Source organism: Idiomarina sp., from assembly GCF_048265525.1.
Classification (GTDB): domain Bacteria; phylum Pseudomonadota; class Gammaproteobacteria; order Enterobacterales; family Alteromonadaceae; genus Idiomarina.
Window position 1 is genome coordinate 147752 of sequence record NZ_JBLXBI010000005.1, and the last position, 26963, is coordinate 174714.

The window sequence follows — 26963 nt, forward strand, 5'->3', positions numbered from 1 at the left end:
GGCATGACTAAAAAGTGCACAATCAAAAAATGAATATTTGGCTTACAGGGGAGAACACCATGGCTAAAGCAAGTACCGCAAAAAAATTCACCTTAACAGCGGCAAGCGCTGCTGTTCTGGGTGTTATGAGCTTAGGCGCTCAGGCTGACCAGACAGATATCGATTTCGGCGGTTACGTAAAACTGGATATGTTGGTATCTGATTACGCCGATGGGCAAGCACCCGCAAGCGCGAACATTGGACGTCAACAGTACATCCCAAGCATCACGCCAGTTGGTGGTGACGGCGATGACCTGACTACAGACTTTCACGCTCGCCAGTCGCGCTTCTTCCTGACCAGCAAAACCGAATTAGATAATGGCGAAACACTGACCGGCCATATTGAAATGGACTTTCAGTTAACTCCTGATGGTGACGAGCGTATTTCAAACTCATACAACCCGCGTCTGCGTCAGGCTTTTCTTAAATACGGAAAGTGGACTTTTGGTCAAACCTGGTCAAACTTTCAGGATCTAAACGTTCTGGCTGAATCTGTCGATTTCATCGGTATCACCGACGGTATCATCTTCGTTCGTCAGGCTCAGATTCGTTACACCTCAGGCGGTTTTAGTGCCTCTATCGAAAACCCTGAAACAACGGTTACAGAGACCAGAGCCGGCGGCGTTGCGGCTCAGGGTGGACGGATTGTTTCCAGCGATGGTTTTGTTCCGGATGTAACCTTTAAATACACCGGTAAGACAGACAACTTAACCTGGCAGGCATCAGCACTTTTACGCCAGCTGGCTTACGATGTTCCACAAACTGGCGATGACGAAACCACCTTTGGTTATGGTGTCAGCCTTGGCGCTAAATACACCTTCGGCATGGACGACATTCGTGCATCAATCACCACAGGTTCTGGCTTAGGCCGCTACTTAGGTCTTAACACCTGGAACGGCGCCTATATTGACAGCAATGGTGAACTTGAAGCCATTGATTCAACCGGCATTTCGTTTGCTTACCGTCACTTCTGGACTGAGAAATTACGTTCCAACGTCGTTTACTCGCGTGGCTGGGCAGATACTGATGGAGAGTTACTCGCGTCGGTCAACCCAGGGGCTTACACTGAATACACTCAGCGTCTTGCGTTTAACCTGATGTATTCACCAGCGTCTAACCTGACTTTTGGTGCTGAAATTTCACAAGCGAACCGTGAAACTGAAGCCAATGTTGACGGTGATTTAAACCGCCTGCAATTAATGGCTATGTATAAGTTTTAATCAATAAAAGAAATACGGGCGCACAAAGAGCGATTTTACTTTGTGCGCCTGCTGTTTTCAGCAGACCACCAGTTCGTAACCTAATTTCTGCATAACGTTGGCCTCGGACTCAAGTTGCATCGTAAGTACTGAATCCTCTTTCGCTGAACCTTTCAGTTGCAGTTTCAACGCTCCGTCTTCAATAATCGCCTCTTCCAATGAAATCGAGTTTTGTCTATCGCTGTTTAAAATAACGCCCAGACGCATAATTATCAGCATTTTAATGAGCTGATTTTGGCTAAACAGAATCAGATCCGGGAACTCTGCGGTTTGTATTTTTTTACGAAAGTACCGAACAATAGTTGATAAGAACCGCTGTTCTTCGGCATTAAACCCGGGCATATAAGCATGAGCTAAAATATAACCAGAATGCTTTTGTACACCACTGGCACTAATGCTTAGCCCGACCTCATGTAACTTAGCCGCACCTTCTAATAACACTTCCAAATCTTGTCCAGTGAGTCCCCAGCTTTCAGCTACACCGCCCCAAATCTGCTGCACCGTAGATAACACCCGCTCGGCTTGAGCCGAATCAACCGAGTAACGTTGCGCCAAACTGTTAATGGTGCGTTCCCGTGCGTCCTGGTGCAGCAAGACTTCGCCTGCCAGTTCATACAAAACGCCTTCTCTTAGCGCGGAGTCGTGAGGAACCAGACGCTCAATTCCCAGTTCTTCGAAAATGCCCAAGAGTACCGCAACACCGCCCGCAATAGATTCCCTGCGCTCTGGCGAGACCCATTCTTTATTCAGTTTTTTTATCGACTCAGCGGCAATAAGGTCACTCCGGCATCCCTGAAGCTGGGAATACGTTATACCCAAAGGTTGCTCGCCATCGCGCTTCACAATCCATTGGAAAATAGCCTTGATGGTTCCCGACGTACCGAAAACACTTTCTACCGGGTGCTCAGCCAAATAATTCGCTATAGGCTCAACATGCTGACGAGCCGATACAACCGCCTTATCAAAACGTTTGGGGGTGATTTTCCCTGATGAGAAAAACTCTTTTGAAAAAGCCAGGCTTCCAATACTTCGGGAACTTAGGAACTTCGGTTGGCGATTTTTTCCAATAGCGAACTCAGTACTGCCTCCGCCAATATCAATAACCAGCTGAGAACCGGTAGATTCAGAACTGGTTTCTGCTACGCCACGAAAAATTAACCGGGCTTCTTCCCGGCCTGAAATAACTTCGATAGGAAACGGTAGCACTTTGGCAGCTTCTGCCAAAAATCGCTTACGATTCTTAGCTTTACGTAATGTGTGTGTAGCTACAACTTTCACGGTATCGCGATGGAAACCCTCCAGCCGGAAAGCGCATTGCCGGAGCGCTTCAATACCACGGTAAACCGCAGCGTCACTCAGATGGCGATTAGAGAGACCTTCTCCCAGTTGCACGGGTTGCTTGAATTTGAAAATAGGCTGCAGCTGACCTTCGACTAAACGCGCGATAATTAAATGAAAACTGTTGGAGCCGATATCCAAAGCAGCAAATTGCTTTGGGTCATTGTTAGCGGTCTTTTTGTTGGCTTTCATAATCTCTCTTACGTCGCTTAAGATATCGATGAATAGCGACTTGTGAAGGCACCAGCGAGCGGCCTTTAGGAGCCAGTCTATCCGACTCAAAACAGTATTTATTCTGTTGCTCCGCATCAATAAAGCGTGACTTCGCTTTATCCTGCCACTGCAAGTTTATAATTTTCAAAATATCAGTTTTCACCTCATCATCATAGATGGGCGCGGCAACTTCGACACGATGGTCTAAGTTACGGGTCATTAAGTCGGCCGAGGCAATAAAGACTTCTTTCTTACCAGCATGCTCAAAAATATACACCCTGGCATGCTCCAGGTAGCGGTCAACAATACTGCGAATTTCAATATTCTCGCTGAGGTTTTCAATTCCCGGACGCAAAGAACACATGCCCCGCACTATCCCCCGAATTTTAACACCGGCACGCGACGCTCGATAAAGTTGCACAATTAGGCTTTCGTCTTCTAAGTTATTCACTTTAAAAAGCAGTTCTGCAGGTTTACCGGCTTTAGCCTGATCTATCTCGAACTCGATAAGATCATTTATTCTCTGGCGCATATTTACCGGTGCCACCATTAAATGACGAAACTTATGTGCCCGGTAAGGTTGCTCAAGATAATGAAATACCGATTCAACATCGGTACAAATATCTGGCTGACAGGTAAATAAACTAAAATCGGTATAAATTTGTGCCGTTCCCTCGTGAAAGTTCCCGGTTCCAATTACCGCGTAACGCCGGTCAAGATTCCCTTCATTGCGATGAATCAGCACCAGCTTAGAGTGCACCTTAAGACCGTGGATGCCGAAACTGACACGGACACCTGACTCGGTTAATTCCTTTGCCCATTCAATGTTTGCTTCTTCATCGAACCGAGCCTGAAGCTCAACCATAACAGTCACATGTTTACCGTTTTGTACCGCATCCATCAACGAGCGGACCACCCGAGAGTTAGGCGCCACACGATAAATACACATTGAGATTCGGGTAACTTTAGGGTCGTAAGCGGCCTGCCGGACAAACTCCGTAAAATGCGAAAATCTATGGTACGGGTAATACAGCGCGATATCGGCTTTCTGAATGGCATCGAATACATTATCAAAGTGCGAGAACTTTGGGTGAAACAATGCAGGCAGAGCTTTGTGTGTCAGTGACTTTTTACCTAAGTGCGGAAACTTAACGAAATCTCGTGTGTTACGATAACGGCCGCCAGCTACAAAGGAATCAAACTGAGTTAGCTGCAGCTTTTCACTTAGAAAGGCCAGCATTTCTTCTGGCATTGCGCGATCGTAAACTAAACGTACAGGGTCAGCTTTTACTCGTTGCTTTAAACCTTCTTCCATACGTTCAAGCAAGCTTTGCTCAATATCATCTGAAGGGCGGTATTCCGCGTCCCTCGTGGTCTTAAACGAAAAAGCCCGCAGTTGCTTAAACGGAATAATTCCCTTAAACAATACTTCTAAATTCAATTGCAGAACGTCATCTAAAAACAAAAGCTTGTGCTTCTTACTGCGCCCCTTGGCAGGCAACTTAATAAAGCGATCCATCTGATCAGAAGGCACTTCCAACAGCGCATACTGTTTGCCATCAGCGTTAATAATTTCAACACAAAGGTAGGTTTCATCTTCACGGATAATATTAGAAAGGTTTCCTTTACCATTGACCCATATAGGCACAATAAAACGCTGTACTTTTTCCGTGAAAAAGCGCTTAAGCCTTTGCTTTTCTTCTTCGTTCAACTGGTCAATGCTTAGTAGCGAAATACCACTTTTTCTTAAGGTTTCTAAAACTTCTTCCAGTACTTCATCAAAACGTTTTTGCAGCAACACAACCTTTTTTTGCAGCTGTGCCATCAGCTGCTCATATTGTTCACGCTCTTCTGTCGCCTGGCTAAAGAAAATACGGCGCTTTACGTCAGCCACACGCACCTGAAAGAACTCATCCATATTACTGGAAAAAATTCCGAGAAAACGAATTCGTTCAATTGCCGGAACCGTGCTGTCAGCAGCTTCTTGCAACACTCGTTCATTAAAGGAAAGCCAGCTTAGTTCTTTATTAAAAAATTTCATAGCGTAGACATGGCAACAGATACATCATGCGACTAGCCTAGCGTACTCGGGCTGTATTTTTATGACAGTAATATGACAGTCGCGTTATAAAACGCGACTGTCGGAAGGAACTTATAAAGAGGAACTATTTAACGACTTTTATTAGCTGTTTGCCAATATCAGTATTGTCCATATAGCCACCGAAATTCTCGCTGTATGGACCGTCGGCGAAGACAGGAACATCAACGCCGGTGTGTCCACTGGTTGTCCAGCCAGTCCCGGTAATATCGCCCGTTATATAGACCAACGCCTGATGTAGAGCTTCTTGCTGCTCTTCACCCTCTTTTTCAGCGGCAATCGCAAGCTCATCAAGATACTCCTGAGTCAGCTCAAAGTTAACTTTGTCGGCTACATACTTCGCCCAGCTATACGTATCCATGGTCAGCATTTCCTTACTCATGGAAGCAATAGAGCTTTCAATTTTCATAACTCGGTCAGAGTGCCAGGCATACTCGCCGTCACGCCCTATTGTCAGGCCACCAGTTGAGTGGTCAGCGGTCATAACAATTAAGGTATTGGGGTTCTTTTCGCGGTATTCACTCACCACTTTCAATGCGCGGTTTAGTCCGTCCATTTCGTGTACGGCACAAGCGATGTCATTAGCATGACCACACCAGTCAATTTCGCTGCCTTCAATCATTAAAGCAAACGGCTGCTGCTTTTTATCTAATAAGCGCAAAGCTGTACGTGTCATATTGGCCAACGCATCAACATCGCCATCAATAGCAAAAGGCAGACCTTTTTCTGCAAAAAGTCCCATCACAGGCGTAGTCTCAACAGAATTCAGCTTTTGCATATCGGTTACTACCTGCATGCCGTGCTCCGGCAATACATCCAGCCAGTTTTTGTCGTCACGGTTAAAATAGCTTTGGCCGCCACCTAGCATCACATCAAAAGACGGCTTACCCTCAACCACCTGAGTCGCAATTTTATCTGCTATTTGGTTGTATTCGTAACGCGATGGATGGTGGGTAAAGAATGATGCCGGTGTTGCATGATTAACTTGTGATGTGGATACCGAGCCAGTTGACCAGCCATTTTCACGAGCCAGTTCCATGATGCTCTGCAGTGGGTATTTATCTGAATCGACCGCAATAGCGCCGTTGTAACTTTTAACGCCTGTGGCCAGAGCGGTTGCCCCCGCAGCTGAGTCAGTAACCCAGGTATTATCATCAGGATAGGTTGTTGCTGCGCCTTTCAGCATGGCATCAAACTCAGTTTTAGCAATAGTTTTGCTGTCTAAATCAGACATGGCATAACGGTACGCGCTAATATATTCAAACCCCATACCGTCACCAATAATATAAATAATATTGGGTTTCTGTTCTTCTGCCTGCACCATTGTTGATGCCAAAGCCAGTCCAATACCGGCTGCCAATGCTTTGAGTTTCATACCACGACTCCTTTGTGAATAACCTAACCAGTATACCAAAGCGCGAATGTCAGGAATATGACAATAGCCGCAGAATCATTGCCGTTTAGCGGTAATATTACCGTCAGCCAGACGAACTTCTATTGATTCACCCACAGCCACTTGCTTCTCGCTACGAACAACATCGCCCTTTTCTGTACGGACAATAGCGTAGCCCCTTTCCAGGGTATTCAAAGGACTAACAAGGTTCAGAGCCTGCATCAACTGTTGCTGGTGAGTTCGTTTGTCTTTTATGACTCGTTGCATAACCTGCGGTAACCGTTGCTGCTGCGTCTGAAGTTTTTGCTGCAAACGCTGTAACTCTTTTTGCGGATGCATTGCCTGCAGGCGGCCGTGTAAATAAGACACTTGCTGCTTCTGTCGCGCCAGACGGTTCTGTAAAGCCCGGTTAGCTCTGGCTTGCAGTTCATCGGCCAACTGCGACTGTTGTTGCAACTGTCGTTGCGGGTGCTGCTGTTGCAGCCGGGTTTGTAAAAACTGCCAACGCTGCTGTAAACGCTGCACCAATCTTTGCTGCGCCAGACCTAATCGCTGCTGCAATGCCTGCGCTTTTTGCTGTTGTTGCTGTTGGTCTCTGGTGACTAACTCAGCGGCTGCGGACGGTGTCGGCGCGCGGACATCAGCAACAAAATCGGCAATAGTGAAGTCAATTTCATGCCCGACAGCGCTAATAGTTGGCATGGGCGCTGTTGCCAAAAGACGCGCAAAAGTCTCATCGTTAAAACACCACAAGTCTTCCAGAGAGCCACCGCCACGGCTGACTAATAGTACATCCACTTCATTACGCTCAAATGCCGTTTTTAACATAGCGTGCAACTGCGGAACGGCTGCCTCTCCCTGTACCGCACTCGGATAAATAACCACTTCGACGCCGGGGTCCCGGCGTTTCATCACCGCCAGTATGTCTTTGATAGCAGCACCCGTGGGTGAGGTCAGCACGCCGACTTTTCGAATGTGGTCGGGTAGTAAGCGTTTACGTTCTGGCGCAAATAATCCTTCAGCGGACAATTTCTCTTTTAGTTGCTCATAACGCTGCTGTAAAAGCCCCTGACCGGCATCTTCAACCTGCTCAATAATCAGTTGATAGTCGCCCCGCGGTTCGTAAACCGTGACTTTGGCTCTTACCAGTACCTGCATACCATTTTGCGGCCGAACCTTTGCGCGCTGATTCGCATTGCGGAACATGGCACAGCGAACCTGAGCCCGCTCGTCTTTTAAAGTGAAATACCAGTGCCCTGAACCCGGTGCGGCAAAATTTGAGATTTCTCCAACCAGGCTTATTTGACCAAAGCCCTGCTCTAACAGCTGTCGAATCTCAGTATTTAACTGGCTGACCGAATACACCATGGGCATCACTCTTGTTTCGAAATGAAAAATAAATCATACCATATTCCGCTGGCAGCGAAATAAACCCACTCAATTTAGACGTCTAAATGTCTTGACGTCCTGATATCTATTTATTACAGTCAAAACCTCACTCAGAATATTGAGGTTAACTATGGTTAAGCCAGTTGCCCGCAGTTTTTATGCAGACACGCCGTTCGCACGTCTTAAAGGTTATCGCTATGGCGATCCTGACAAGCCGGTCGTTGTTGTTCAGGGCGGGATCAGTGCCAGTGGCCTAATCTGGAAGCCTGATGAGAGTGGCTGGTGGCAGTCGCTGCATCCGCTCTTTTCCGAGCTGAATGATGTGCAAATCATCAGCTTCGACTACCCCGGAGGAATAGGAGGCTCAGAGTGTCCGTCCGTACCTTTAACAGTACAGCAACACAGTGAAGCCATACGACACGCACTTAAACAGGAAACCGACAACCTACAGGCGTGGATCGGGGGATCTTTTGGTGGCGTTCTGGGACTGCAGTATGCCGCTGATCACGCAACTGAATTACCACGTTTAAGTGCTATTGGAGCGGCTCACAAACCGTCAGTGCATTCCGCTTTATTACGCTATTTTCAACAGGCGCTCATTCAACGATGCGATGATAAACAGTCAGGCATTATTCTGGCACGCGCGCTGGCAATTCTGAGTTACCGTACCGCCGAAGAATTCGAACAACGTTTTAACCATGGGGACGATGCCTTTGAATACTTACTGTATCAGGGCGAAAAACTGTTGAAGCAAAACGGTAATGGCTGCCGCAGCTTATTTACGCACCTTACGCCGATACTCAACGATTACGCCATTGACCCAACCCGCGTGCAGGCAAAAGTACAGCTAGTCGACTTTAACAACGACGCCATTGCACCGCCTAGCCTAGTTAATGAACTGGAAAACTTGCTTCCCAACCTATTTGGACGGGTCACTATTGAAACGCCGTTCGGCCACGATGGTTTTATCAAGAATGTTGAACAATACCAATCGGCTTTAACGCATTTTTTAACTGAATCTGAACTGGAGTCCGTATGAAAGACGAAACGCTGGCCATACACCATGGCTATGAAACTGACCCAACGACTAAGTCAGTAGCTACTCCCATTTACCAAACCGTTTCTTACGAGTTTGATAACGCACAGCATGGCGCTGACCTGTTTGATTTGGCGGTTGAGGGAAATATTTACACGCGCATAATGAACCCCACCAACGATGTTCTGGAGAAGCGTGTAGCAGAGCTTGAGCACGGCGTGGCGTCCCTAGCCGTAGCCTCAGGCATGGCAGCTATTGAATACGCATTAATTACCCTTGCCAGTCAGGGCGATAACATAGTAACGACACCACAACTCTACGGCGGAACCTACACACTCTTCCGGCATATGTTGCCTTCATTTGGCATTGAAGTCCGTTTTGCTAAATCGGATAAAGCGGAAGACATAGGCAAACTTATAGACGATAAAACTAAGGCGGTATTCTGTGAGAGTATTGGCAACCCGGCGGGAAACATCGCCGATTTAGAAGGCTATGCTGAGGTCTCCCACCAACATGGCGTTCCACTGGTCGTGGACAACACGGTTGCTACACCGATACTTTGCAAACCCATTGATTTTGGCGCTGACATCGTGGTGCATTCACTGACCAAATATATTGGGGGTCATGGCAATTCAGTTGGCGGATTAATAGTCGATAGCGGACGGTTTGACTGGGTTAAGCAAAAACAACGCTTTCCTCAGTTTAGCTCACCGGAACCGGCTTATCACGGCGTAGTATATACCGACGCTTTTGGTCCGGCGGCTTTCATAGCCCGCGTTCGTACTGTCGCTTTGCGTAATACCGGTGCTTGCTTGTCACCCTTTAACGCCTTCCTGTTACTGCAGGGTTTAGAGACTTTACCTTTGCGTATTGAGCGCCACTGCGAAAACGCACTGAAAGTGGCTGAATACTTACAGTCGCACCCTGGCGTAGACTGGGTAAACTTTGCGGCGCTGCCAGAGCACACTAACTACGAGCGAGCGAAAAAGTATATTCAAAATGGGGTTCCTGCGTCGCTGTTAACTTTTGGCGTTAAAGGCGGCTACGATGCTGGCGTTGCGTTTTACGATAAGCTGAAGCTGTTTAAACGGCTGGTCAATATTGGCGATGCAAAGTCACTGGCCTGCCATCCGGCTTCGACAACTCACCGCCAGCTGTCTGCTGAAGAACAGGCCTCGGTTGGCGTAAAACCAGAAGCTATTCGTTTATGTATTGGCATTGAAAATGCGGAAGACATTATTGCCGATATCTTTCAGGCACTCGCTTAAGCACCCATAAAAAAGGCCACTGTTATAAAGTGGCCTTTTCTCAGAACAACACATTAGTCGTCTTTTTTCAGGTGAACGTCCATTTGGGGAAAGGGAATACCTATGCCCTCTTCATCCAAACGGTCTTTAATGCGTTCTAATAAATCCCAGCGGGTCGGCCAGTAGTCCTCGTTTTTCGTCCACGGGCGAACATTAAAGTCGACCGACGAATCGCCAAGGTTGGTCACCGTAACAACAGGTTCAGGATCTTTTAATACCCGTTCATCGCTGGTAATAACATCCATCAGTGCTTTCTTCGTCTGCTGCAGATTAGCGCTGTAACTTACACCAATAACCAGGTCGATACGGCGCAGTGCTTCGCGGTTATAGTTAACAATAGGACCGCCAATAACTTCAGAGTTAGGAACAAAAACCACCTTACGGTCAGGGGTTTTCATAATGGTCTGAAAGATATTAATTTGCTCAACGGTTCCTGAAACACCACCGGCATCAACATATTCACCCGCACGAATTGGGCGGAACATAATAAGCAGAACGCCTGATGCAATATTAGACAGAGAGCCCTGCAACGCCAGACCAATTGCCAGACCTGCGGCACCTAATATGGCAATGAAGGAAGTGGTTTCAACGCCCACATGCGACAGCGCCATCATAATAGCGGCAATGAATATCACCGTTTTTAAAATTGCACCGACAAAGCTGATAACGGCACCGTCAACTTCACGTTTCTTCATGCCTTTGGTCATCACACCTGTCACGGTGTTAGCAACGATCTTACCGATGACAAGTATCGCAATCGCGATGACAAATTTAATCGAGAAACCGATCAGCATGTCCTGGTTATCATTAATCCACTGGACGATGTTATCCATACAAATTCCTTATTCCGCAGAGACTTTAATTAGTGACTTATTATTACAGTAATCATAAACGTTTTTACCCGCAAGTGGGATCACAAGCGAAATGAGTAACGGCCGCGCGAATCCGGCGTTCCCATGTATTCCATCATTTTAGCCAGCCCTTCAGGTGTTTCCGGAGTCGGCTTCACTGTGCCTTCAGCATTGAAACTCTGGCTGTTAATGCTGCCCTTGAAATCTAATCCCAGGCTGTTGTTGCCATTCATGGCTAAGCCCACTGAGTTATTGTCGTTACAGCTAAGTTCTACCGGAAAATCTCCCAACGACTGCCATTGATTATTAACCAACACCCGAATTTGCTCGCCCTGAGCCTGACCTTTCAGCTCGTCGCACCAACGGACCGGACCGGGCGCAGTAACGACAAAGCTGTCTAATGACAAACGCCAGTTCCCTCCGGTTTTTAAAGGCAAGCGGGTGTTTGCCAACTGCAGCAGAGCATTAACATCACCACTGGCCGTTATATCTTTGGCTCCAACTTTGGTGGAGCCTGCAAGCAGGCGTCCATTCAGTGCAAACGGGTTACTTTTGGCAGGCAAGTTAACATCCATGACCAATTCACCCAGGAATACCGAAGACACCTGCCAGTTCCAGCTAAGGTTAGTCAGTACGATATCGTCAACTGCAACCTGCCCGGCAACACCATTCCACAAACTCCCACTGACCTGAGAGAGCCGGACGTTATCCGGCAAAGGAAACCAGTAGATGACCCTTGCCGGTAACATCACCAGCATGGCAACCAGATACACGACCACTAACCAGGGTATCCAGCGTTTTAAGTTCATGAAGCCTCACTTACTAATAGTTTACGTAAACGCACCTGTCCGGGCGTATTTAATTTCGCAATATCAACAGCTTTTAGTGATAACCCCTGGCGTTGCTCCAGTTCGGCTAAAAAGCTTAATAAATCAGAAAAAGCCACCTCATCAACACTTAACAGATAATCCTGGCCCTGAGGCTGCAAACGCGCAATTTGAATATCCTGTGCGGCTGCAGCACGGTTGATGCGTTGACTGACAGAGCCCGATGCACTTTGTTGTTCAGAGCTGCTCTCTTCCAGTTTTTTATAGCGCGCTATTGCCTGCTGAACCCATTGGTATTGCTGCTGTTGAGCTGCAAGCTGACGCTCTGCATTGGCTACTGCCTGGGAGCTGGGCTGCCAAATGACAAAGTACAGAAAAGCAATAAACAGTACTCCTGCCAAAACAGCTAACAAGCTCTGCTCACGCTGGTTAAACTGTTGCCAGCGTTGCTTGCCTAAGTCCAGATAAGGCATTAAATGACCAGTAATTCTGTTCATGACTGCGCCCCCTGAGCATCTAGTTGCACGGTTAGAGACCCCGAAACTTGTTCACCACGGTTACTCATTGAGCCCGCTTCAACAGTTAACCCTTCGGCTTTCGCCGCCTGTTGAAAAGCCTCAAATTGAGAAAAGCTGCTGGCGGTTGCCTGTAAGCGCAACTCATTGTTCTGAAAGCGAAGTAACTCAAGCTGCAGCTCAGGCTGTGACTTAAACGCAGGAGCCAGTTGCTGCAAAACCGCAAGCACCGAAGCTTCATCCGCACTACCCAGTCCAAGGCTTTCCAGTTGCCGTTGCAACTGTACTTTTAAATTCACAATACGAGTCTGGCCTGGAAAGGCGTCACGATAAAGTTGCTCAGCCTGCGCTTTTAAAGTGTCTCGCTGAGATTCCAGTTGCCAATAGCGTACGCCGTTTAATAACACGGCCAAAACAAAGAGTACACTCGCGGCAGTAGCCAGCCCCTTCCAGGGCAAGTCAACTGAACGTTTAGCCCGTTGTGAACGATAAGTTCCCTGCCTTAAGTTAATACAGTTCCCTGTCGCGATACTTTGCACGGCAATAGTAAAAGGCACCTCAATATCAGCCGGCGTTAAAGGCGCTGGCGATTGCGGCCAGTTGAGCGCGCCATAGTGAATAATTTCCGTTGGATTGTCCTGTTCAGCAGCAAAAGCTGGTGCTAACTGAGCAAACTGCTCTTTTTCTATGGTAAAGCCCTGCCATTCACCGGTTCTGACAATGACACTGTCCGCAAGCTCTATCGCCTGCCAGGTATCGTTCTGATGCGGCAACAGAAAACAGTCGGGCACCCAGAAAGCCGAATCAATGCCGGCTTCGGCTAACACCTGCAACCAATAATTCATTCGTTCTTTAGCAACTACAGCAACCGGCAATTCTGTGCCTTTTAGATCCGGCCAGGCAAAGTGCAACTGCTCAATATCTGTCGCCAGCTCTTCTTCCAGAGCGTAAGGAATAATGCGCTGCAGATGCCTTTTTGTGCCTGCGGGCAAAGTCACTCTTGTCATCGAAACATCTTGCCCGGGCAATGCCACAATGACTTCGCAACGGTTGGCTTTATCTTTTAACTGAACAAGCTCTGCTACCGAACTCAGCTCTCCACTGGCTATTAACTCTTGCTGCCCTTTATGCCAGACCAACCAGGGTATGGGTTCGTCGGTACCATAAGCCGGTAACCGCAGAATCAGTGTTTCATGCATAAACTAATCTCCCATCGCCCGGTACAGGGTTTGTACTCGACCTTCGTTTAAATGTAATACCGAGCGCGCTCTCATTTCTACCTCGCCCCACTGAATCATCGCAACCAGCTGAAAATACTCACTACTTACGGTCAATTCGGACAATTCACCTTCTAATTCCGACCTCACTCCCGAAAGCTCAGCCAACTCAGCGAGTTCCTCATCGGATTCGTAGCCTTGAGGCGGCCGGTTATTCAGCAAAGCCATAGCATCAGCAAGTGCTAGCTTACCTTCGGTAACCCCGGTTAAAACCGCAGCCTGCTCCTGTTCCAGAGTATTAATATTAATTTTTAAGCCTGTCTCATTGGGAATAACGCAAGCAACAGAGTGTAGAGTATTCACAATTTTAGCGCTGTATCCACGCACCATTCTTAGCTCACTCATCTCAAGTAGTTGGCTGTTTGCGGCCAAATAAGGCTTAGGTAAACTCTCATAATCAGGGTCTTCGGCACCGTTACTGCCCGACAACTGACTGTCTTCATCCAGCCAGTCTACCAGACTGTCGGTTAAAATCTCGGCTTGATAGTTATCAATTTCCAGTGCTTCCAACAGCGCTTTGTATTGTCGTTTGCGTTTTTCCAGAGTTCCGGGATCTTCTGCATCGGCAACCAGGCTATTAAGGTTAAAGCAGCTGTATAAATCCCTGACTTTCGCGGCAATCTGCCCACCTTCTACCGGAAAAGGTCCGCTGCGCTGAGCCCAGTTTTGTTCTTTGTGCGCAACTCCATCGTTCTCTTCCAGCTCAGTTTGCAGCACTTCTTTTAGAACATCCTCTGCGCTTAACCACATCCAGTAGCTTTGTTCAGCTTGCTGCAAGTTACCCATACGGGTTATTTGTAACTGTAGCTTTCCACCTAAATTCACAGCAATAACCGACACAATAGCAATAACCAGCAAAACCGTTATCAGTGCAGCTCCGGTCTGTGATGACTTACCCGGGCTAATTGGCACGTTGCAGCCCTCCGCTATTACTTTCCACTTGCTGTCCTACTGCGGCTATCAAAAACACGCGCCTGATGGTGCCAAAGTTTTTGCTACGAATGGTCACTTCAACGGCTTGAGGTAAATCGCCGGAGCTTTCCCAGCTGTCGCTCCAGCCTTGTTCTAGTCCCTGATTCGCGTTACTCACGCCATCACTGCGGTAAAACCGAAAAGACAGTTCTTCAACGCCTTCTAATAAGGTCTGAACGGATGGCTCTGAGGAGCGATCGTTAACAAAAGTCTCGGTTACTCGCTGCAAATTCCCATTCCATAAACGGTAAACTACCGGCTGCAATTCGCTGCGGGGCATCATGTTACCGGGGTTATCAAAACCACTTCTGACAAAGGCCAGCACACCGCCGTCCGAATCGAAGTAACTCGGATCATTACTCAGGTATTGATGAGTCACTTCGACACCCGATGGCCGCGTCGGCTTAGCGACCATTTGCCGAATATCCTGCTGTATCAGCAACTGGCTAAACTGCAAACGTTCCATTTGCTCGCGCTGTTTTTGAGATTGCTCTTCGGTATTTACCATTTGGTTCAGAACCTGAAAGCTGGCAATACCGATAATGGCAAATATCACCATGGTCACCAGCACTTCTACTAAGGTAAACCCCTTGTTTGCGGAGTTAACGACCATTGCTCGTTCCTCCCGCTGAATCCGGTTTGCGCACATAGCGGGTTAGCCGAAAGTGCTCACGACCGTCCTCGTTTTTCATCACTTTCACCGTTACTGCAACAACATTCGGCGTGACGGTTTCAGTCACTTGTTGCTGCCAGTACCAGGTAACATCGGCCTGTTCCTGCTGGCCGCTCCGTTTATCTTCAAGTGGCCACTTTTGTTCAAGCGACAGTTCTGCGAGGCGGTTAGAAGCTACGTACTGAGCAAAGGTTTTATCCTGTAAAGCGCTTAACCCGGTCAAATGGCCACTGGCTGCCTGTAGTGCGGCAAGTGCCGCCAGACTGAACACCGACAAGGCGACCATCACTTCAATTAAGGTAAAGCCACGCACACACCGCATAGTTACTCCGGAGCCTCAGCAGAAATACTGACTTGCCAGCTATTTTCCGCAATAAGCCAACGCTCAGCATCGGGGTCGTTTAAATGCTCAATATGAACTTCAAATAGTGTCATTTCACCGCTGGGTAGAATCAGAATATCGGGAATGATGCTGTCTTCGTCACTTTCCTCAGCAAACAACCCGCTACTCAGCGATTCGTTTTGTTCCAATATCTTCAGCCCCCGGCTAGTGAACTGCCAGCGTAGTGGCCATTCTGTTTCCTGCGCCCGCAAACCACGAGCGTTTTGTTCGCGCCATTGCTCATCTTTCCAGAATAAGAAACGATAGCCATCTTCTTGAAACTTTAATCCGAGAGGTTGTTGTCGAACCATGGCGTATTCGCGCGCATAGTTTAGCTGTTGACGTAAACTCACGGCCGCATTTTGAGGAGAGTCCTGCCCACGGTCACCGCCGGGCAGTGTAAACATGACAGCGCTGGCGATGAGACCAAGAATGGCCATCACCAGCATGACTTCAATTAAAGTAAAACCAACCAAACAACGCTTATTGATCACGATTGTTGTTGCCAATCATCCAGTTGCCAAAATCATCATCTGTTCCGGGCTGACCGTCCGGGCCCGGGGAAAAAATATCAACATCATCGTACTGCCCCGGGTTCAGGAGTAAATAGTCATTGCCGTAAGGGTCCTGCGGTAAACGGCGAATATAACCGCCACTGCGGTAGCTGCGAGGCTGCGGATCCATGTTCGGTTCATTGACTAAAGCCTCAAGTCCTTGCTCGGTCGTTGGAAACATACCGTTATCTAAGTGATACTGAGCCAGTGCGTTTTCTAAAGCGACAATATCGGCTATCACTTTTTGCTCGTTGGCCTTTTCCTGATTACCCAGTACATTTGGTAACACCATAGTGGCCAAAATACCGATAATGGCAATAACCACCATTACTTCGACCAATGAAAAACCTTGTTGATTACGTCTCATACCTAAAGCCCTACACTATTATTTAATTGTAAAATGGGTTGAATGATAGACAGCACAATAAAGAAGACGATACCTGCCATCGTCACTATCAACACCGGCTCAAATACTTTTAAACTAACCGACACCAAGTTTTCAAATTCTTTGTCCTGATTATCGGCTGAGCGTTTTAACATTTGTTCCAGTTCACCGGACTTCTCACCTGCCGCTATCATGTGCAGCATCATTGGTGGGAACAACCCCGTTTCCTGCAACGCACCGCGCATTGACGCCCCTTCACGAACGCGTCCAGCCGCTTCATCTACCGCCTGACGTATGGCTAAATTACCAATGACCGACGAGGTAATGCGCAACCCGTCAAGCAAGGGTACCGCTGAGGAGGTCAGTATACTTAAAGTCCGGGCAAAACGGGCAGTACTTACCCCTCTTATGACCTTACCCAGCATGGGAAGTTTTAACAGCCTGCGATGATATTTCAGGCGGTTTTTTTCATTTCTCAACCACTGGTTAAAGGCCACCAGTACCAAAGCAATACCAATAAGTAACCACAGCCCCCAGTTTTGCAAAAATTCACTAATGGCTATCATCGCCAGAGTGGTTGGCGGTAAGTCCTGGCCCATGGTTGAAAAGTTATCCACTATTTGCGGCACAATAGAAACCAACAGAAAAACCACAATGCCAATGGCAACTAAAGTCAGCATAAGCGGATAAATTAGCGCCTGAGTCAGCTGGCTTTTCATGTGTTGACGTTGCTCAGTATAGTTTGCCAGTTCATCCAGTACTGTATCTAAATGGCCGGATTTTTCACCTGCAGCGACCATGGCGGTATATAAAGAATCGAAAACACCGGGAAACTCCGACATAGCTTCGGCAAGGCCATAACCTTCAACCACTTTACTGCGTACCGACATCAGTAACTTTTTCAGGCGCGGCTTTTCGGTTTGATCAGCAACCGCTAACAACGCCTGCTCAATGGGCAACGCTGAACCTACTAAGGTGGATAACTGACGGGTAATTAATGCCAAGTCCTGCGCTTTAACCTTACGCTGTGGAAGCCCAAACCGGGGCTGTAAGGTTTTCTTTCTGTCTTGATCAGCGGCAGGTTCAATAGTTAAAGGCATTAAGCCTTTTTCGCGCAATAACTGACGTACCTGTCGCTCAGTATCGGCTTCCAGTACACCTTTTTTCTTTCTGCCATTAGCTTCAACGGCTTGGTATTCAAATGCTGCCACCCTCTACTCCTCGCGGGTAACCCGCAGCACTTCTTCCAGCGTTGTTTTGCCTTTCAGTACTTTTGCTAATCCGTCCTGGCGAATACCGGGCGTCGACTGGCGAATATACTTTTCAATAGACTGTTCACCGTGACCATTATGGACTAACTCACGTACATGGTCGTCCACCAGCAGCAGTTCGTGAATACCGGTTCGTCCACGATAACCGGTGTGATTGCATCGTTCACAACTCCCTGCACGATAAATCACACTCGTATCTGAAGCATCAAGGCCCAGCATATTCTTTTCTTCGTCATCAGGCTGGTGAGGCTGTTTGCACTCGCTACAGAGTGTCCGCACCAGACGCTGTGATAACACCGCCAATAAGCTCGATGAAAGCAGGAAAGGTTCTACGCCCATGTCTTCCAGACGAGTAATAGCACCGGCGGCCGTATTGGTGTGCAATGTAGACAAGACCAGGTGACCAGTGAGCGAAGCCTGCACAGCAATTTGCGCAGTTTCTACATCACGTATCTCACCAACCATCACCACGTCCGGGTCCTGACGCAAAATAGCGCGCAACCCGCGGGCGAAGGTCATATCCACCCGAGGATTAACCTGAGTCTGTCCAATACCATCAATGGCATATTCTATCGGGTCTTCGACGGTCAGAATATTACGGTCTTTAGAGTTAATTTCGCTAAGCCCGGCGTACAAAGTCGTACTTTTACCAGACCCTGTAGGGCCGGTTACCAAAATAATACCGTGGGGCTTGTAAATCAGCTCCTGGAAAATCTTCCGGTTAGCATCGGTCATTCCCAGCTCAGTCAGATTGAGCCGCGCATTATTCTTATCTAATAAACGCAATACAACCCGCTCGCCATGATTAGACGGCATGGTAGAAACCCGCACATCCACCGCTCGACCGGCAATCAACAACGAAATGCGACCATCCTGCGGAACGCGTTTTTCAGCAATATCCAGCTGCGCCATAACTTTTATGCGCGACACCAGCAGCGATGACAACTTACGGTTTGGTCGCAACACTTCACGTAAAACGCCGTCTATGCGAAAACGTATTAGCAAAGCTTTCTCAAAGGTCTCAATATGAATATCTGAGGCACCTTCTTTTATCGCCTCGCTCAGCATTGCGTTAATTAGCTTAATAATAGGCGCGTCATCTTCGCTTTCCAGCAGATCTTCTGTCTGCGGCAACTCATCAGCCAGAGAGAACAAGTCGGACTCATTGCCAATGTCCTCCATTAGCTGCTGAGCTTCTGATGAGTCTCGCTGATACGCACGAGTTAACAAGCTTTCAAAGTCACTTGCGGCATGCTCCTGAAGGGTTACCGGTTGCCCCAGCGCACGCCTCACTTCTTTTAACGCAGCAGCCGAAATACCGGCACGGCAATGCAAAATTAACGGCTCACCCTGCTCTACCACTACGCCAAAGCGTTTAGCAAAGCTGAACGGAAGGCGAGCTGTTGCAATGGCACTGGCTTCAGTCATCTTGCTGCTCTGCATTTTGCTCGTCGCTTTCTTTGTCACTCTTTTCGTCTTTCTTTTCGTCTCTATTCTCGTCGTTCTTCTCGCTACCTTGTTTTTTCAGGTATTCGTCAAATCCCGGCGGTAACGTCAGCTCACTGTCCCAATCGTTAAGCAGTGGTGACTCCTCAGAAGGCATGAGTGAAATTCCACGCGACCGTTCATTTAACTGCAGTGCCCGCATATAATTGTATTTTGCCGAGCTCAACTCGCGCATACGGTTGCCGTCACGGACTATGGTCGGACGGATAAATACCATAAGATTGCGCTTTTGCTTGGATGTTGAAGTTGAACTAAATAGCTTACCCAGAATCGGGATATCCCCCAAAATAGGAACTTTGGATACAGATTCCTGCACGTCTTCGTCAATCAAGCCGCCCAGTACAATAGTCTCACCGTCGTCAGCCATAACCGTGGTTTTCAGTTCACGCTTATTAATAATAACGTCAACCGCAGTGGCACCGCTTAAACTGGACACTTCTTGCTCTATCGTCATTTGCACGGCGTCCCCCTCGTTAATTTGAGGCGTTACCTTTAACTTAATACCTATCTCGGTGCGGTTAACCGTCTGGAAAGGGTTGTCGTTGTTATCACCCGTAGTAGAGCCACTAATAGTAGGAACTTCCTGGCCGACCAGGAAGCTCGCTTCCTCGTTATCTACGGTAACAATACTTGGCGTTGCCAAAATATTTGAGCGAGTATCCTGTGTAACGGCCTGAACCACCGCCGCCCAGTCATTCTGAATGGTGCCGAACATCATACCGTTTACAGAGCCCAACAAGTTTGCCAGCAATGAAACATCTCCAGGTTCATCCGGTTCTGTCGTGGTCACTTCAACCCCGCCATCGGTTACCCGGGTTGTCGTTGTGCCTTCTCTTTCACGTGCCTGATAAGCACCGGCGGCTAAACTCCCAATGGGTACCTGGTTACCGTTATTATATTGAACCATACCGCCGTCTTCGCTGATCCACTGCACTCCGAAGTCGACGTTATCGCCTTCCATAATCTCGACAATAATGGCCTCAACCTGAACCTGGGCACGACGAATGTCTAAGTCCCGAATCACTTTTTCAAGCGACGCCAGCATATCTTTTTGAGCGGTAATAACCACTGAGTTAGTCGGTTCATGCGGGCTGATACTGACCGTTTCATCGCCTCCGGTACGGCGTCGTTGGTTATTGTTGCCAGTGCTTGATTGCTGCTCAACTTCAGCCTGAATGGAACGACTAACATCTTTCAACACGTCCACAACTTCAGGCGCTTTTGCATACTTAAGATAGAAAACCCGGGTATTACCTTCGGTTTTTAAGTCCTGATCCAACTGCTTAATAAGTTTAACGACGCGGGCTCTGGCGCGTGGCTCACCGCTGACAATAACGCTATTACTGCGTTCATCCGCAACAATTCTAGGAATCAATAATGCCGGTACGCCTTCATTATTTTTTTCATATAAAGATTGAGCAATACGAACAATTTCGCTTGCAGATGCATATTCAAGGCTGATCATGTCAACGTCCTGATCGCCTGCCTGATCAACTCGTTCAATAATCTCTACCAGCCGTTGCACAGTTTCTGAACGGCCCGTCATCATAATCACATTAGATGGGTCATAGCTGACCACCATACCGCCGCCACTTTGATCGTTTAACTGACGCAATAACGGCGCAAGCTCACGTACCGATACGTTTTCTACCGGCACAACCCGGGTCACCATAGTATCGCCTGAACCTCTGGTATCTCTGTCGAGCACGGGTAATGAAGATGTTTTTGCGTCTTTATCGCGTATCACCTTAAGCACGCCCGATTCCATCTCAACAACGGCAAACCCGTAAACCTCAAGAACATTCAGGAAAAACTGATAGTACTGTTCTTCATTCATCACATCGTAGCTGCGCACATCAATTTTTCCCCGAACATTCGGGTCAATAATGATGGTTTTACCCAAATTCCGACCGACAACCTGAATGAACTCGTTAATATCAGTATTTTTAAAACTGGCGGCATACTCTTCGCTGCTTAATGGCGAACTCATCAGTGTTAATGCTAAACCAAGAGCTCCCAACCATGCTTTTAAGCCACTCTTTGCCACTGTCATATCAATTATCCTGTTTTACCGGTAGCTCAAACGACAGTTCCATCCTTTCACCGTCGCGCTCAATTTCTATGCTGACCTGTTCTTGTTCCGACAGTTCCTGACTAGCAAGCATTGCCTGCTCCATGTCGGTCAGATCAAAGCCATTAATGGCCACTGCCAAGTCACCGTTCTGGAATCCAGCATCCCGAAATAACTGTGGGTTTTTGCCTGGGTTCAGTTTGTATCCTTTTAACTCGCCATTCGCTTGTACTGGCGAAATATTCACGTAATCGAGTAACGACGATGGGTTATCAGCAACTTGTGCCAGTTGCTGTTCGACAGTTGCCTCATCATCAACGGGGTTGGTATCATCACTATCGACAGGTACCAGCGCACCGCCGTTATCTGAGTCACCTACAATTAGCGACAGTGCAGGCCTATCCTCACCAATGTCTTCCATTTTCAGTGTTTCTAACCGGCCGTTATTATCAAGAATAACGCGATCGGCATGAATCTCTTCGACAGTTACCGATGAACTGCCCAGGCTCTCACCAATAATGTAGGTTTGTTGCTTGCTACCTTGCTGAATAATAGCCGCAGAACGTTCCGGGTTGGAGCTGGCAGAAACGCCTATCAGGCGAACATTTAACGATGTTTTGGGCGCGTTTTGAACGTTTTCAGAACGGTTCCGCCGCTCTGCTGTTCCAAAAAGATTAAGCTCAGTTAAGGTTTCTAAATTCATGGTACTGGTTGCAGCAGAGTCCACCGTCACTTTAGGTAGGACCGCACTGTCGTCGGGCTCCGCCGGATTAATCAGTGACCAGGTAAACCGAGCCAGCAATACCGCAACCAAAAACCATGCGAAAGCCGTTAGCGCTTGCATTAAGCGGCGCCACATTTGAGTATCTTTAAATATTTGTTGGAGTCGGGCAGTCACTTTATTCTTATTCTTGTTACACTGACAAAAGGCGATTCATGCATTCTAGCGCAGGCGACATGAGTCAACAATCGGTTAACACAAAGTTTATAACGAATTCGTTGCGGTTTTATGACAAAAACTCGAAAAGAAAGTCCCATTCGTCTGGATAAATGGCTGTGGGCTGCAAGATTCTACAAAACCAGAGCACTTGCCCGACAAATGATTCAGTCAGGCAAAGTACATTATGATGGGCAGCGTAGCAAGCCTTCTAAGGTTGTTCAGCTTGGTGCTTTTATCACTTTGCGTCAGGGCTTCGATACAAAAGAAGTTGAGGTCATGGAGTTAAGTGAACAACGCCGCGGTGCCAGTGAGGCACAATTACTCTATAGAGAAACTTCTGAGAGCATAGAAAAGCGCGAAAAAAATGCGGAAGCAAGAAAGCTTAATGCGTTGTATAATCCGCACCCGGATGGACGGCCAGATAAGAAACAGCGCCGTCAACTTATCAGAATGAAAGATAGCGGTGAATAAACCGCTTGTTGTCGATAAACAGGAGTGCCCATGGAATACCCAACTGATCAATTGTCACGCTACACCTTTGACGAGCACGATGTGCGAGGTGAGCTCGTTCAGTTGACCAGCAGCTACCAAACCTTGATCCGTGGTCACGACTACCCAGCGCCGGTTCAGGAGTTGCTTGGGCAAATGATGGCGGCTGTATCGCTGTTAACTGCTACTTTAAAATTTGAAGGTCATATTGCGGTGCAACTTCAGGGCGATGGACCACTTAACTTTATTGCGGTAAATGGCAATCATAATCAGGAGCTTCGGGGCATAGCCCGGTTAAGAGCCGAAATTGACAGCACTGATTTGCAGGCAATGATAGGCAAAGGTCAGTTAATTATAACGCTGACTCCAGACACGGGTGAGCGTTACCAGGGCGTTGTCAGTGCCAGTGCTGGTTCAATTGCAGCCATGCTGGAAGACTATTTTGAACAGTCAGAACAGCTACGCACCCGGGTTTGGCTGCACGCCGACGGAGAACATGCAGCCGGAATGCTGTTACAGCGCCTGCCAGCAACCGGCATGGACTTGACCGGGTTCGAGCATCTGGCCACTTTAACCGACACCATTACTGCCAAAGAAATTTTCACACTACCGGCAGAGCAACTGTTGCATCGTCTTTATCACGAGGAACACGTTCGCCTTTACCCGTCACAAGCGGTCAGTTTTGTTTGTGGCTGCTCTCGCGAGCGCACTCTGGAGGCACTGGCTTCAGTAAGCCCGGAAGAAATTCAGGAAATTTTAGCCGAGGAAGGCGAAATTATGATGACCTGTGATTATTGCCTGACCGAGTACCGTTTTACCCCTTCAGACTTTAATTAACAGATACAAAAAAGCCTGCATAATCAGCAGGCTTTTCTCGTTTAAAACTACTTTTTCTTCTTCAGGAACTTCATCAAGCGTCTGCGCTTTCGCTGCTGTGACAAAGTCAGCTGGTTTTTCTTACCTTCATACGGGTTAACCGGTTCACGGAATTCTACTTTTATTGGCGTACCCATAACGCCCAGAGACTTCCGGAAGTAGTTAATTAAATAGCGCTGATAAGCCCCCGGTAAATCTTTTACCTGGTTGCCGTGAATAATAATACGAGGTGGATTATAGCCACCTGCGTGGGCATATTTAAGTTTCACCCGGCGACCACTAACCAGTGGCGGCTGATGTTCTTCCTGCGCCATTTCCATAATTTTAGTCAGCTTGGAGGTACTAATTCGCTGGGTTGCGCTGGCATAAGCCTCTTCAACCGACTCAAATAAATGACCAACACCCGTACCATGCAGTGCGGAGATAAAATGCAAGCGGGCGAAGTCGACGAAACCTAAGCGACGATCCAGCTCGCGCTTTATTTCTTCTTTGTGGTCGTTTTGCAAACCATCCCACTTGTTCACTGCAATAACAATTGAACGACCGGCATTTAATGCAAAGCCAATTAAATTGAGATCCTGATCACTGATGGTTTCGCGTGCATCAACCACAATAAGAACAACGTTTGCGTCCTCAATTGCCTGCAGGGTTTTAACCACCGAGAACTTTTCGATAGCCTCTCCAATACGTCCACGACGACGGACTCCTGCTGTATCAATCAGAACATATTCGCGCTCGTTCCGTTGCATAGGAATATACACGGAGTCGCGGGTGGTGCCCGGCATGTCATAAACGACAACCCGTTCTTCACCCAGTATACGATTGATTAAGGTTGACTTACCGACGTTTGGACGACCGACAATAGCCAGTTTTAGTGGCAGTTTGTCGTAGTCAATTTCATCATGCTCCAGCTCTTCAGACTCAACGTCCTTGGGCACGATAACATCGGGATATTCTTCCGCTATTGGCTTAAAGCAAATTTCGAGTAACTGCTCTACCCCACGACCGTGAGCCGCTGCAATACCGTAAAGCTCACCTAAAGATAACGAATAGAAGTCTGCCATTGCCGAATGGGCATCAATACCGTCAATTTTGTTACAGACCAGGTAAACTTTCTTATTCTGCTTACGCAAATGATCCGCAATGGCCTGATCGCCAACGGTAACACCGTCACGCGCGTCCACCATGAAAAGAACGACATCGGCCTCGTCAACAGCAAGCAGTGACTGCTTTGCCATTTCTTCGTCAATGCCTTCTTCATCACCATGAATACCGCCGGTATCAATAACAATAAATTGATAACCGTCGTAATTTGCCTGACCGTATTTACGATCCCGGGTTAACCCGGGAAAGTCCGCTACCAGTGCGTCGCGAGTCCGCGTTAAACGATTAAAAAGCGTGGATTTCCCCACATTTGGGCGCCCAACCAGCGCGACAACAGGTAACATCTCTTATTCATTTCCTGATTGAGTATCGAGCGCGATGATATCACCGTCTCGAGTTTGTACATACATAATGTTGTTATCAACGACTGGAGCAACATAGACTCCATCGCCGCCAACTTCGTAACGGCCAACAATGTTGCCGGTTTCACTGTCCAGCCAATGCAAGTAGCCTTCAAAGTCACCAACGACAATATTACCGCGATGCCATGCCGGCGCGCTCAACTTACGCCCAAACAGCTCGGTATTACTCCAGCGCTCAATACCACCGCTCTGGTCAAGTGAGTAAACGTGGCTTTTAACATCGGTTAAGAAAATTCGGCCGTTTGTCACCAGCATATTTTCAAACGCTTTGTAATCACGTTTCCAGCGTACTTCACCGCTCATGAGTTCAAGCGCTACCAGTTCGCCGTTAAAAGCGACCATGTATAACGTTGTTCCCTGAGTAGCCGGTTTTGCATCAACGTCGGCTAAACGCTCTAGTTCAGTACTTCCGCTGGGCTTACCAATAGGCTGAGTCCAGGCTTGTTGTCCGCTGTCAGCAATTAACACCATACCTGAGCCGTTGCTGTCGCCAACCACAATACCACCACTGATAATTGCCGGAGCCGATGCACCACGCACAGTCAGCATGGGCGTCTGATATTCATATTCCCATTGCTCTTCACCGGTTTCAGCGTCCAGGCTAATGACTTTTCCGCCACCGGTATGAACAACGACACGACCTTCGCCGACAGCAGGGTCTGACATGACTTCGTTGTTCACTTCGGTATGCCAGACAACATCACCAGTTTCAGCATCCAGAGCAACAACATCACCATTTTCGGTGCCCAGAAAAACACGGTCGTAGCGAGCAACTAAGCCGCCAGATATACGAGCTGGAAAAGGACTTGCAAATAAGCCGCTGAACCAGCCTTCGTCGGTTGCTTCATCAAATGTAATGCGCTGACGTAGGTCAATTCGCCAGACGCGGTCGCCTGAGGTCTTGTCAAAAGCACTGACAAGGCCATTGCGGTCAGCAGCAAAGACCTTGTCGTATGCAACAACTGGGTTTAATCGGGAGAAGTGCTCACCAATACCGCTTCCGACAGAAGCATCCCATAAGACTTTTGGTTGTACTTGCTCAGAAATAGGCTGAAGCACCGCAAATTTAGGCTCTTCATCGTCGTCACCAAAAATAGAGCAACCACTAACAAGAACTGCAGCAGTCAATAACAAACTGCCTTTGGTAAAGCGTTTAATCAATTGCATTATGACTTAACCAGGCTGTTGAGTTTCATTTGCAGTGCCGGAGTCAATGACTCACCAGCCTGCAATGCGCGTTCGTATGCGGCACGAGCTTCTTCAGTATTACCCTGCTCGGCCAGAATATCGCCTTCAAGCTCCGCGGCAAAACCCGCATAGGCTTCAGGCAGAGGTTTCTTAACTAAGCTTAAAGCAGCATCAAGCTGTTCCTGAGCAATTAATACCCGGGCTAACCGGATACTGGCTAAAGCCGACATATTTTCGTCTTGAGCGCTGTCGACAACCGACTGCAACGCAGTAACCGCTGTTGCTAAGTCAGTGCGTTCGACCGCATGTTGAGCCAACTGCAACGCTACCAACTGTGCATAAACATTTTCAGGGTTTTCACTAACAAACTCTTGTGCTTCCAGTACCGCGTTTTCGCTACCTTCAGAGAGCTCAGCCGTTAACTGCTGATAGTTTGACGAAGCACGCTCCTGAGTTTCCAGCGTATGCTGGTCATAGTAACGCCAGCCATAAAACAAACCAAAGCCAATGACCACACCGGCAACAATGCCTTTACCATGCTCTTTCCAGAACTCTTTTAAACGTTCTACTTGCTGTTCTTCATCCACC

The 26963-nt window shown here is 47.8% G+C and carries 25 protein-coding genes; 5 read left to right on the forward strand and 20 right to left on the reverse strand.

The window, feature by feature from the left end; all coding sequences use genetic code 11:
• Positions 1-59: 59 nt before the first annotated feature.
• Entirely contained in the window at positions 60-1259 is a 1200-nt protein-coding gene (locus tag ACN0TF_RS11275) for a DcaP family trimeric outer membrane transporter (RefSeq protein WP_417442005.1), read from the forward strand.
• 57 nt (positions 1260-1316) lie between these two features.
• Here the strand turns inward: ACN0TF_RS11275 and ACN0TF_RS11280 are convergent, their stop codons facing one another.
• The 4 genes from ACN0TF_RS11280 to xseA form a co-directional block, all read right to left on the reverse strand.
• Positions 1317-2828 (reverse strand): exopolyphosphatase, encoded by a 1512-nt coding sequence (locus ACN0TF_RS11280; protein ID WP_417442006.1) that lies wholly within the window; start codon positions 2826-2828, stop codon positions 1317-1319.
• Entirely contained in the window at positions 2803-4890 is a 2088-nt protein-coding gene (ppk1, locus tag ACN0TF_RS11285; RefSeq protein WP_417442007.1) for a polyphosphate kinase 1, read from the reverse strand. Before ppk1 ends, ACN0TF_RS11280 begins: the two co-directional genes overlap by 26 nt.
• Positions 4891-5014: 124 nt before the next feature.
• Positions 5015-6322, reverse strand: a complete 1308-nt coding sequence (locus tag ACN0TF_RS11290; RefSeq protein ID WP_417442008.1) for an alkaline phosphatase — start codon at positions 6320-6322, stop codon at positions 5015-5017.
• 75 nt (positions 6323-6397) lie between these two features.
• Positions 6398-7708: an exodeoxyribonuclease VII large subunit gene (gene xseA, locus ACN0TF_RS11295; RefSeq protein ID WP_417442009.1), complete on the reverse strand. Its 1311-nt coding sequence runs from the start codon at positions 7706-7708 to the stop codon at positions 6398-6400.
• A 151-nt stretch (positions 7709-7859) separates the two neighbouring features.
• On the opposite strand from xseA, the gene ACN0TF_RS11300 reads away from it, so the two are divergent.
• Both ACN0TF_RS11300 and ACN0TF_RS11305 read left to right on the forward strand, forming a co-directional pair.
• Complete coding sequence (locus ACN0TF_RS11300) at positions 7860-8768, forward strand: alpha/beta fold hydrolase (RefSeq protein WP_417442010.1); 909 nt, start codon at positions 7860-7862, stop codon at positions 8766-8768.
• Positions 8765-10033: an O-acetylhomoserine aminocarboxypropyltransferase/cysteine synthase family protein gene (locus tag ACN0TF_RS11305; protein ID WP_417442011.1), complete on the forward strand. Its 1269-nt coding sequence runs from the start codon at positions 8765-8767 to the stop codon at positions 10031-10033. Before ACN0TF_RS11300 ends, ACN0TF_RS11305 begins: the two co-directional genes overlap by 4 nt.
• A 53-nt stretch (positions 10034-10086) precedes the next feature.
• Here the strand turns inward: ACN0TF_RS11305 and ACN0TF_RS11310 are convergent, their stop codons facing one another.
• The 13 genes from ACN0TF_RS11310 to gspC form a co-directional block, all read right to left on the reverse strand.
• On the reverse strand, positions 10087-10905 hold the full coding sequence (locus ACN0TF_RS11310) for a mechanosensitive ion channel domain-containing protein (protein ID WP_417442012.1): 819 nt from the start codon (positions 10903-10905) through the stop codon (positions 10087-10089).
• An 80-nt stretch (positions 10906-10985) separates the two neighbouring features.
• Positions 10986-11732 (reverse strand): type II secretion system protein N, encoded by a 747-nt coding sequence (locus ACN0TF_RS11315; RefSeq protein ID WP_417442013.1) that lies wholly within the window; start codon positions 11730-11732, stop codon positions 10986-10988.
• Positions 11729-12247 (reverse strand): type II secretion system protein M, encoded by a 519-nt coding sequence (locus ACN0TF_RS11320; RefSeq protein WP_417442014.1) that lies wholly within the window; start codon positions 12245-12247, stop codon positions 11729-11731. The genes ACN0TF_RS11315 and ACN0TF_RS11320 overlap by 4 nt, the downstream gene beginning before the upstream one ends.
• Complete coding sequence (gspL, locus tag ACN0TF_RS11325; protein WP_417442015.1) at positions 12244-13464, reverse strand: type II secretion system protein GspL; 1221 nt, start codon at positions 13462-13464, stop codon at positions 12244-12246. Before gspL ends, ACN0TF_RS11320 begins: the two co-directional genes overlap by 4 nt.
• Positions 13465-13467: 3 nt before the next feature.
• The gene (gene gspK / locus ACN0TF_RS11330; RefSeq protein WP_417442016.1) at positions 13468-14454 is read right to left on the reverse strand and encodes a type II secretion system minor pseudopilin GspK; all 987 of its coding nucleotides are present in this window, start codon (positions 14452-14454) and stop codon (positions 13468-13470) included.
• On the reverse strand, positions 14444-15127 hold the full coding sequence (gene gspJ / locus ACN0TF_RS11335) for a type II secretion system minor pseudopilin GspJ (protein ID WP_417442017.1): 684 nt from the start codon (positions 15125-15127) through the stop codon (positions 14444-14446). Before gspJ ends, gspK begins: the two co-directional genes overlap by 11 nt.
• On the reverse strand, positions 15117-15509 hold the full coding sequence (gspI, locus tag ACN0TF_RS11340; protein WP_417442018.1) for a type II secretion system minor pseudopilin GspI: 393 nt from the start codon (positions 15507-15509) through the stop codon (positions 15117-15119). The genes gspJ and gspI overlap by 11 nt, the downstream gene beginning before the upstream one ends.
• Positions 15510-15511: 2 nt before the next feature.
• The gene (gene gspH / locus ACN0TF_RS11345; protein ID WP_417442019.1) at positions 15512-16078 is read right to left on the reverse strand and encodes a type II secretion system minor pseudopilin GspH; all 567 of its coding nucleotides are present in this window, start codon (positions 16076-16078) and stop codon (positions 15512-15514) included.
• Positions 16053-16490, reverse strand: a complete 438-nt coding sequence (gene gspG, locus ACN0TF_RS11350; RefSeq protein ID WP_011235251.1) for a type II secretion system major pseudopilin GspG — start codon at positions 16488-16490, stop codon at positions 16053-16055. Before gspG ends, gspH begins: the two co-directional genes overlap by 26 nt.
• 2 nt (positions 16491-16492) lie before the next feature.
• A complete protein-coding gene (gspF, locus tag ACN0TF_RS11355; RefSeq protein ID WP_011235252.1) occupies positions 16493-17719 on the reverse strand; it encodes a type II secretion system inner membrane protein GspF in 1227 nt (408 codons plus the stop codon).
• A 3-nt stretch (positions 17720-17722) separates the two neighbouring features.
• Positions 17723-19207 (reverse strand): type II secretion system ATPase GspE, encoded by a 1485-nt coding sequence (gspE, locus tag ACN0TF_RS11360; RefSeq protein ID WP_417442103.1) that lies wholly within the window; start codon positions 19205-19207, stop codon positions 17723-17725.
• Positions 19200-21338 (reverse strand): type II secretion system secretin GspD, encoded by a 2139-nt coding sequence (gene gspD, locus ACN0TF_RS11365; protein ID WP_417442020.1) that lies wholly within the window; start codon positions 21336-21338, stop codon positions 19200-19202. The genes gspE and gspD overlap by 8 nt, the downstream gene beginning before the upstream one ends.
• 1 nt (position 21339) lies before the next feature.
• Complete coding sequence (gspC, locus tag ACN0TF_RS11370; protein WP_417442021.1) at positions 21340-22215, reverse strand: type II secretion system protein GspC; 876 nt, start codon at positions 22213-22215, stop codon at positions 21340-21342.
• A gap of 150 nt (positions 22216-22365) precedes the next feature.
• On the opposite strand from gspC, the gene hslR reads away from it, so the two are divergent.
• Positions 22366-22767: a ribosome-associated heat shock protein Hsp15 gene (gene hslR, locus ACN0TF_RS11375; RefSeq protein WP_417442022.1), complete on the forward strand. Its 402-nt coding sequence runs from the start codon at positions 22366-22368 to the stop codon at positions 22765-22767.
• Between the two features lie 30 nt (positions 22768-22797).
• Positions 22798-23622, forward strand: a complete 825-nt coding sequence (gene hslO / locus ACN0TF_RS11380) for an Hsp33 family molecular chaperone HslO (RefSeq protein WP_417442023.1) — start codon at positions 22798-22800, stop codon at positions 23620-23622.
• Between the two features lie 47 nt (positions 23623-23669).
• Here hslO and der read toward each other — a convergent pair whose 3' ends face one another.
• Genes der through ACN0TF_RS11395 form a run of 3 tightly spaced genes read right to left on the reverse strand, consistent with a single transcriptional unit; the run spans position 23670 to position 26962 of the window.
• Positions 23670-25109: a ribosome biogenesis GTPase Der gene (gene der, locus ACN0TF_RS11385; RefSeq protein WP_034822384.1), complete on the reverse strand. Its 1440-nt coding sequence runs from the start codon at positions 25107-25109 to the stop codon at positions 23670-23672.
• A 3-nt stretch (positions 25110-25112) separates the two neighbouring features.
• Positions 25113-26354 (reverse strand): outer membrane protein assembly factor BamB, encoded by a 1242-nt coding sequence (bamB, locus tag ACN0TF_RS11390; RefSeq protein ID WP_417442024.1) that lies wholly within the window; start codon positions 26352-26354, stop codon positions 25113-25115.
• A complete protein-coding gene (locus ACN0TF_RS11395) occupies positions 26354-26962 on the reverse strand; it encodes a tetratricopeptide repeat protein (RefSeq protein ID WP_417442025.1) in 609 nt (202 codons plus the stop codon). The genes bamB and ACN0TF_RS11395 overlap by 1 nt, the downstream gene beginning before the upstream one ends.
• Position 26963: the final 1 nt, after the last annotated feature.

Bases quoted from the DNA above. Each gene is read 5' to 3' on its own strand.
- gspG (WP_011235251.1), bottom strand. From the start codon at position 16,490: ATGAGACGTAATCAACAAGGTTTTTCATTGGTCGAAGTAATGGTGGTT.
- ACN0TF_RS11300 (WP_417442010.1), top strand. From the start codon at position 7,860: ATGGTTAAGCCAGTTGCCCGCAGTTTTTATGCAGACACGCCGTTCGCA.
- ACN0TF_RS11280 (WP_417442006.1), bottom strand. From the start codon at position 2,828: ATGAAAGCCAACAAAAAGACCGCTAACAATGACCCAAAGCAATTTGCT.
- ACN0TF_RS11320 (WP_417442014.1), bottom strand. From the start codon at position 12,247: ATGAACAGAATTACTGGTCATTTAATGCCTTATCTGGACTTAGGCAAG.
- ACN0TF_RS11315 (WP_417442013.1), bottom strand. From the start codon at position 11,732: ATGAACTTAAAACGCTGGATACCCTGGTTAGTGGTCGTGTATCTGGTT.
- hslO (WP_417442023.1), top strand. From the start codon at position 22,798: ATGGAATACCCAACTGATCAATTGTCACGCTACACCTTTGACGAGCAC.
- gspJ (WP_417442017.1), bottom strand. From the start codon at position 15,127: ATGGTCGTTAACTCCGCAAACAAGGGGTTTACCTTAGTAGAAGTGCTG.
- xseA (WP_417442009.1), bottom strand. From the start codon at position 7,708: ATGGTGTATTCGGTCAGCCAGTTAAATACTGAGATTCGACAGCTGTTA.
- gspD (WP_417442020.1), bottom strand. From the start codon at position 21,338: ATGACAGTGGCAAAGAGTGGCTTAAAAGCATGGTTGGGAGCTCTTGGT.
- der (WP_034822384.1), bottom strand. From the start codon at position 25,109: ATGTTACCTGTTGTCGCGCTGGTTGGGCGCCCAAATGTGGGGAAATCC.
- gspI (WP_417442018.1), bottom strand. From the start codon at position 15,509: ATGCGGTGTGTGCGTGGCTTTACCTTAATTGAAGTGATGGTCGCCTTG.
- ACN0TF_RS11305 (WP_417442011.1), top strand. From the start codon at position 8,765: ATGAAAGACGAAACGCTGGCCATACACCATGGCTATGAAACTGACCCA.
- ACN0TF_RS11290 (WP_417442008.1), bottom strand. From the start codon at position 6,322: ATGAAACTCAAAGCATTGGCAGCCGGTATTGGACTGGCTTTGGCATCA.
- gspE (WP_417442103.1), bottom strand. From the start codon at position 19,207: ATGACTGAAGCCAGTGCCATTGCAACAGCTCGCCTTCCGTTCAGCTTT.
- hslR (WP_417442022.1), top strand. From the start codon at position 22,366: ATGACAAAAACTCGAAAAGAAAGTCCCATTCGTCTGGATAAATGGCTG.
- ACN0TF_RS11275 (WP_417442005.1), top strand. From the start codon at position 60: ATGGCTAAAGCAAGTACCGCAAAAAAATTCACCTTAACAGCGGCAAGC.
- gspL (WP_417442015.1), bottom strand. From the start codon at position 13,464: ATGCATGAAACACTGATTCTGCGGTTACCGGCTTATGGTACCGACGAA.
- gspC (WP_417442021.1), bottom strand. From the start codon at position 22,215: ATGTGGCGCCGCTTAATGCAAGCGCTAACGGCTTTCGCATGGTTTTTG.
- bamB (WP_417442024.1), bottom strand. From the start codon at position 26,354: ATGCAATTGATTAAACGCTTTACCAAAGGCAGTTTGTTATTGACTGCT.
- ACN0TF_RS11310 (WP_417442012.1), bottom strand. From the start codon at position 10,905: ATGGATAACATCGTCCAGTGGATTAATGATAACCAGGACATGCTGATC.
- ppk1 (WP_417442007.1), bottom strand. From the start codon at position 4,890: ATGAAATTTTTTAATAAAGAACTAAGCTGGCTTTCCTTTAATGAACGA.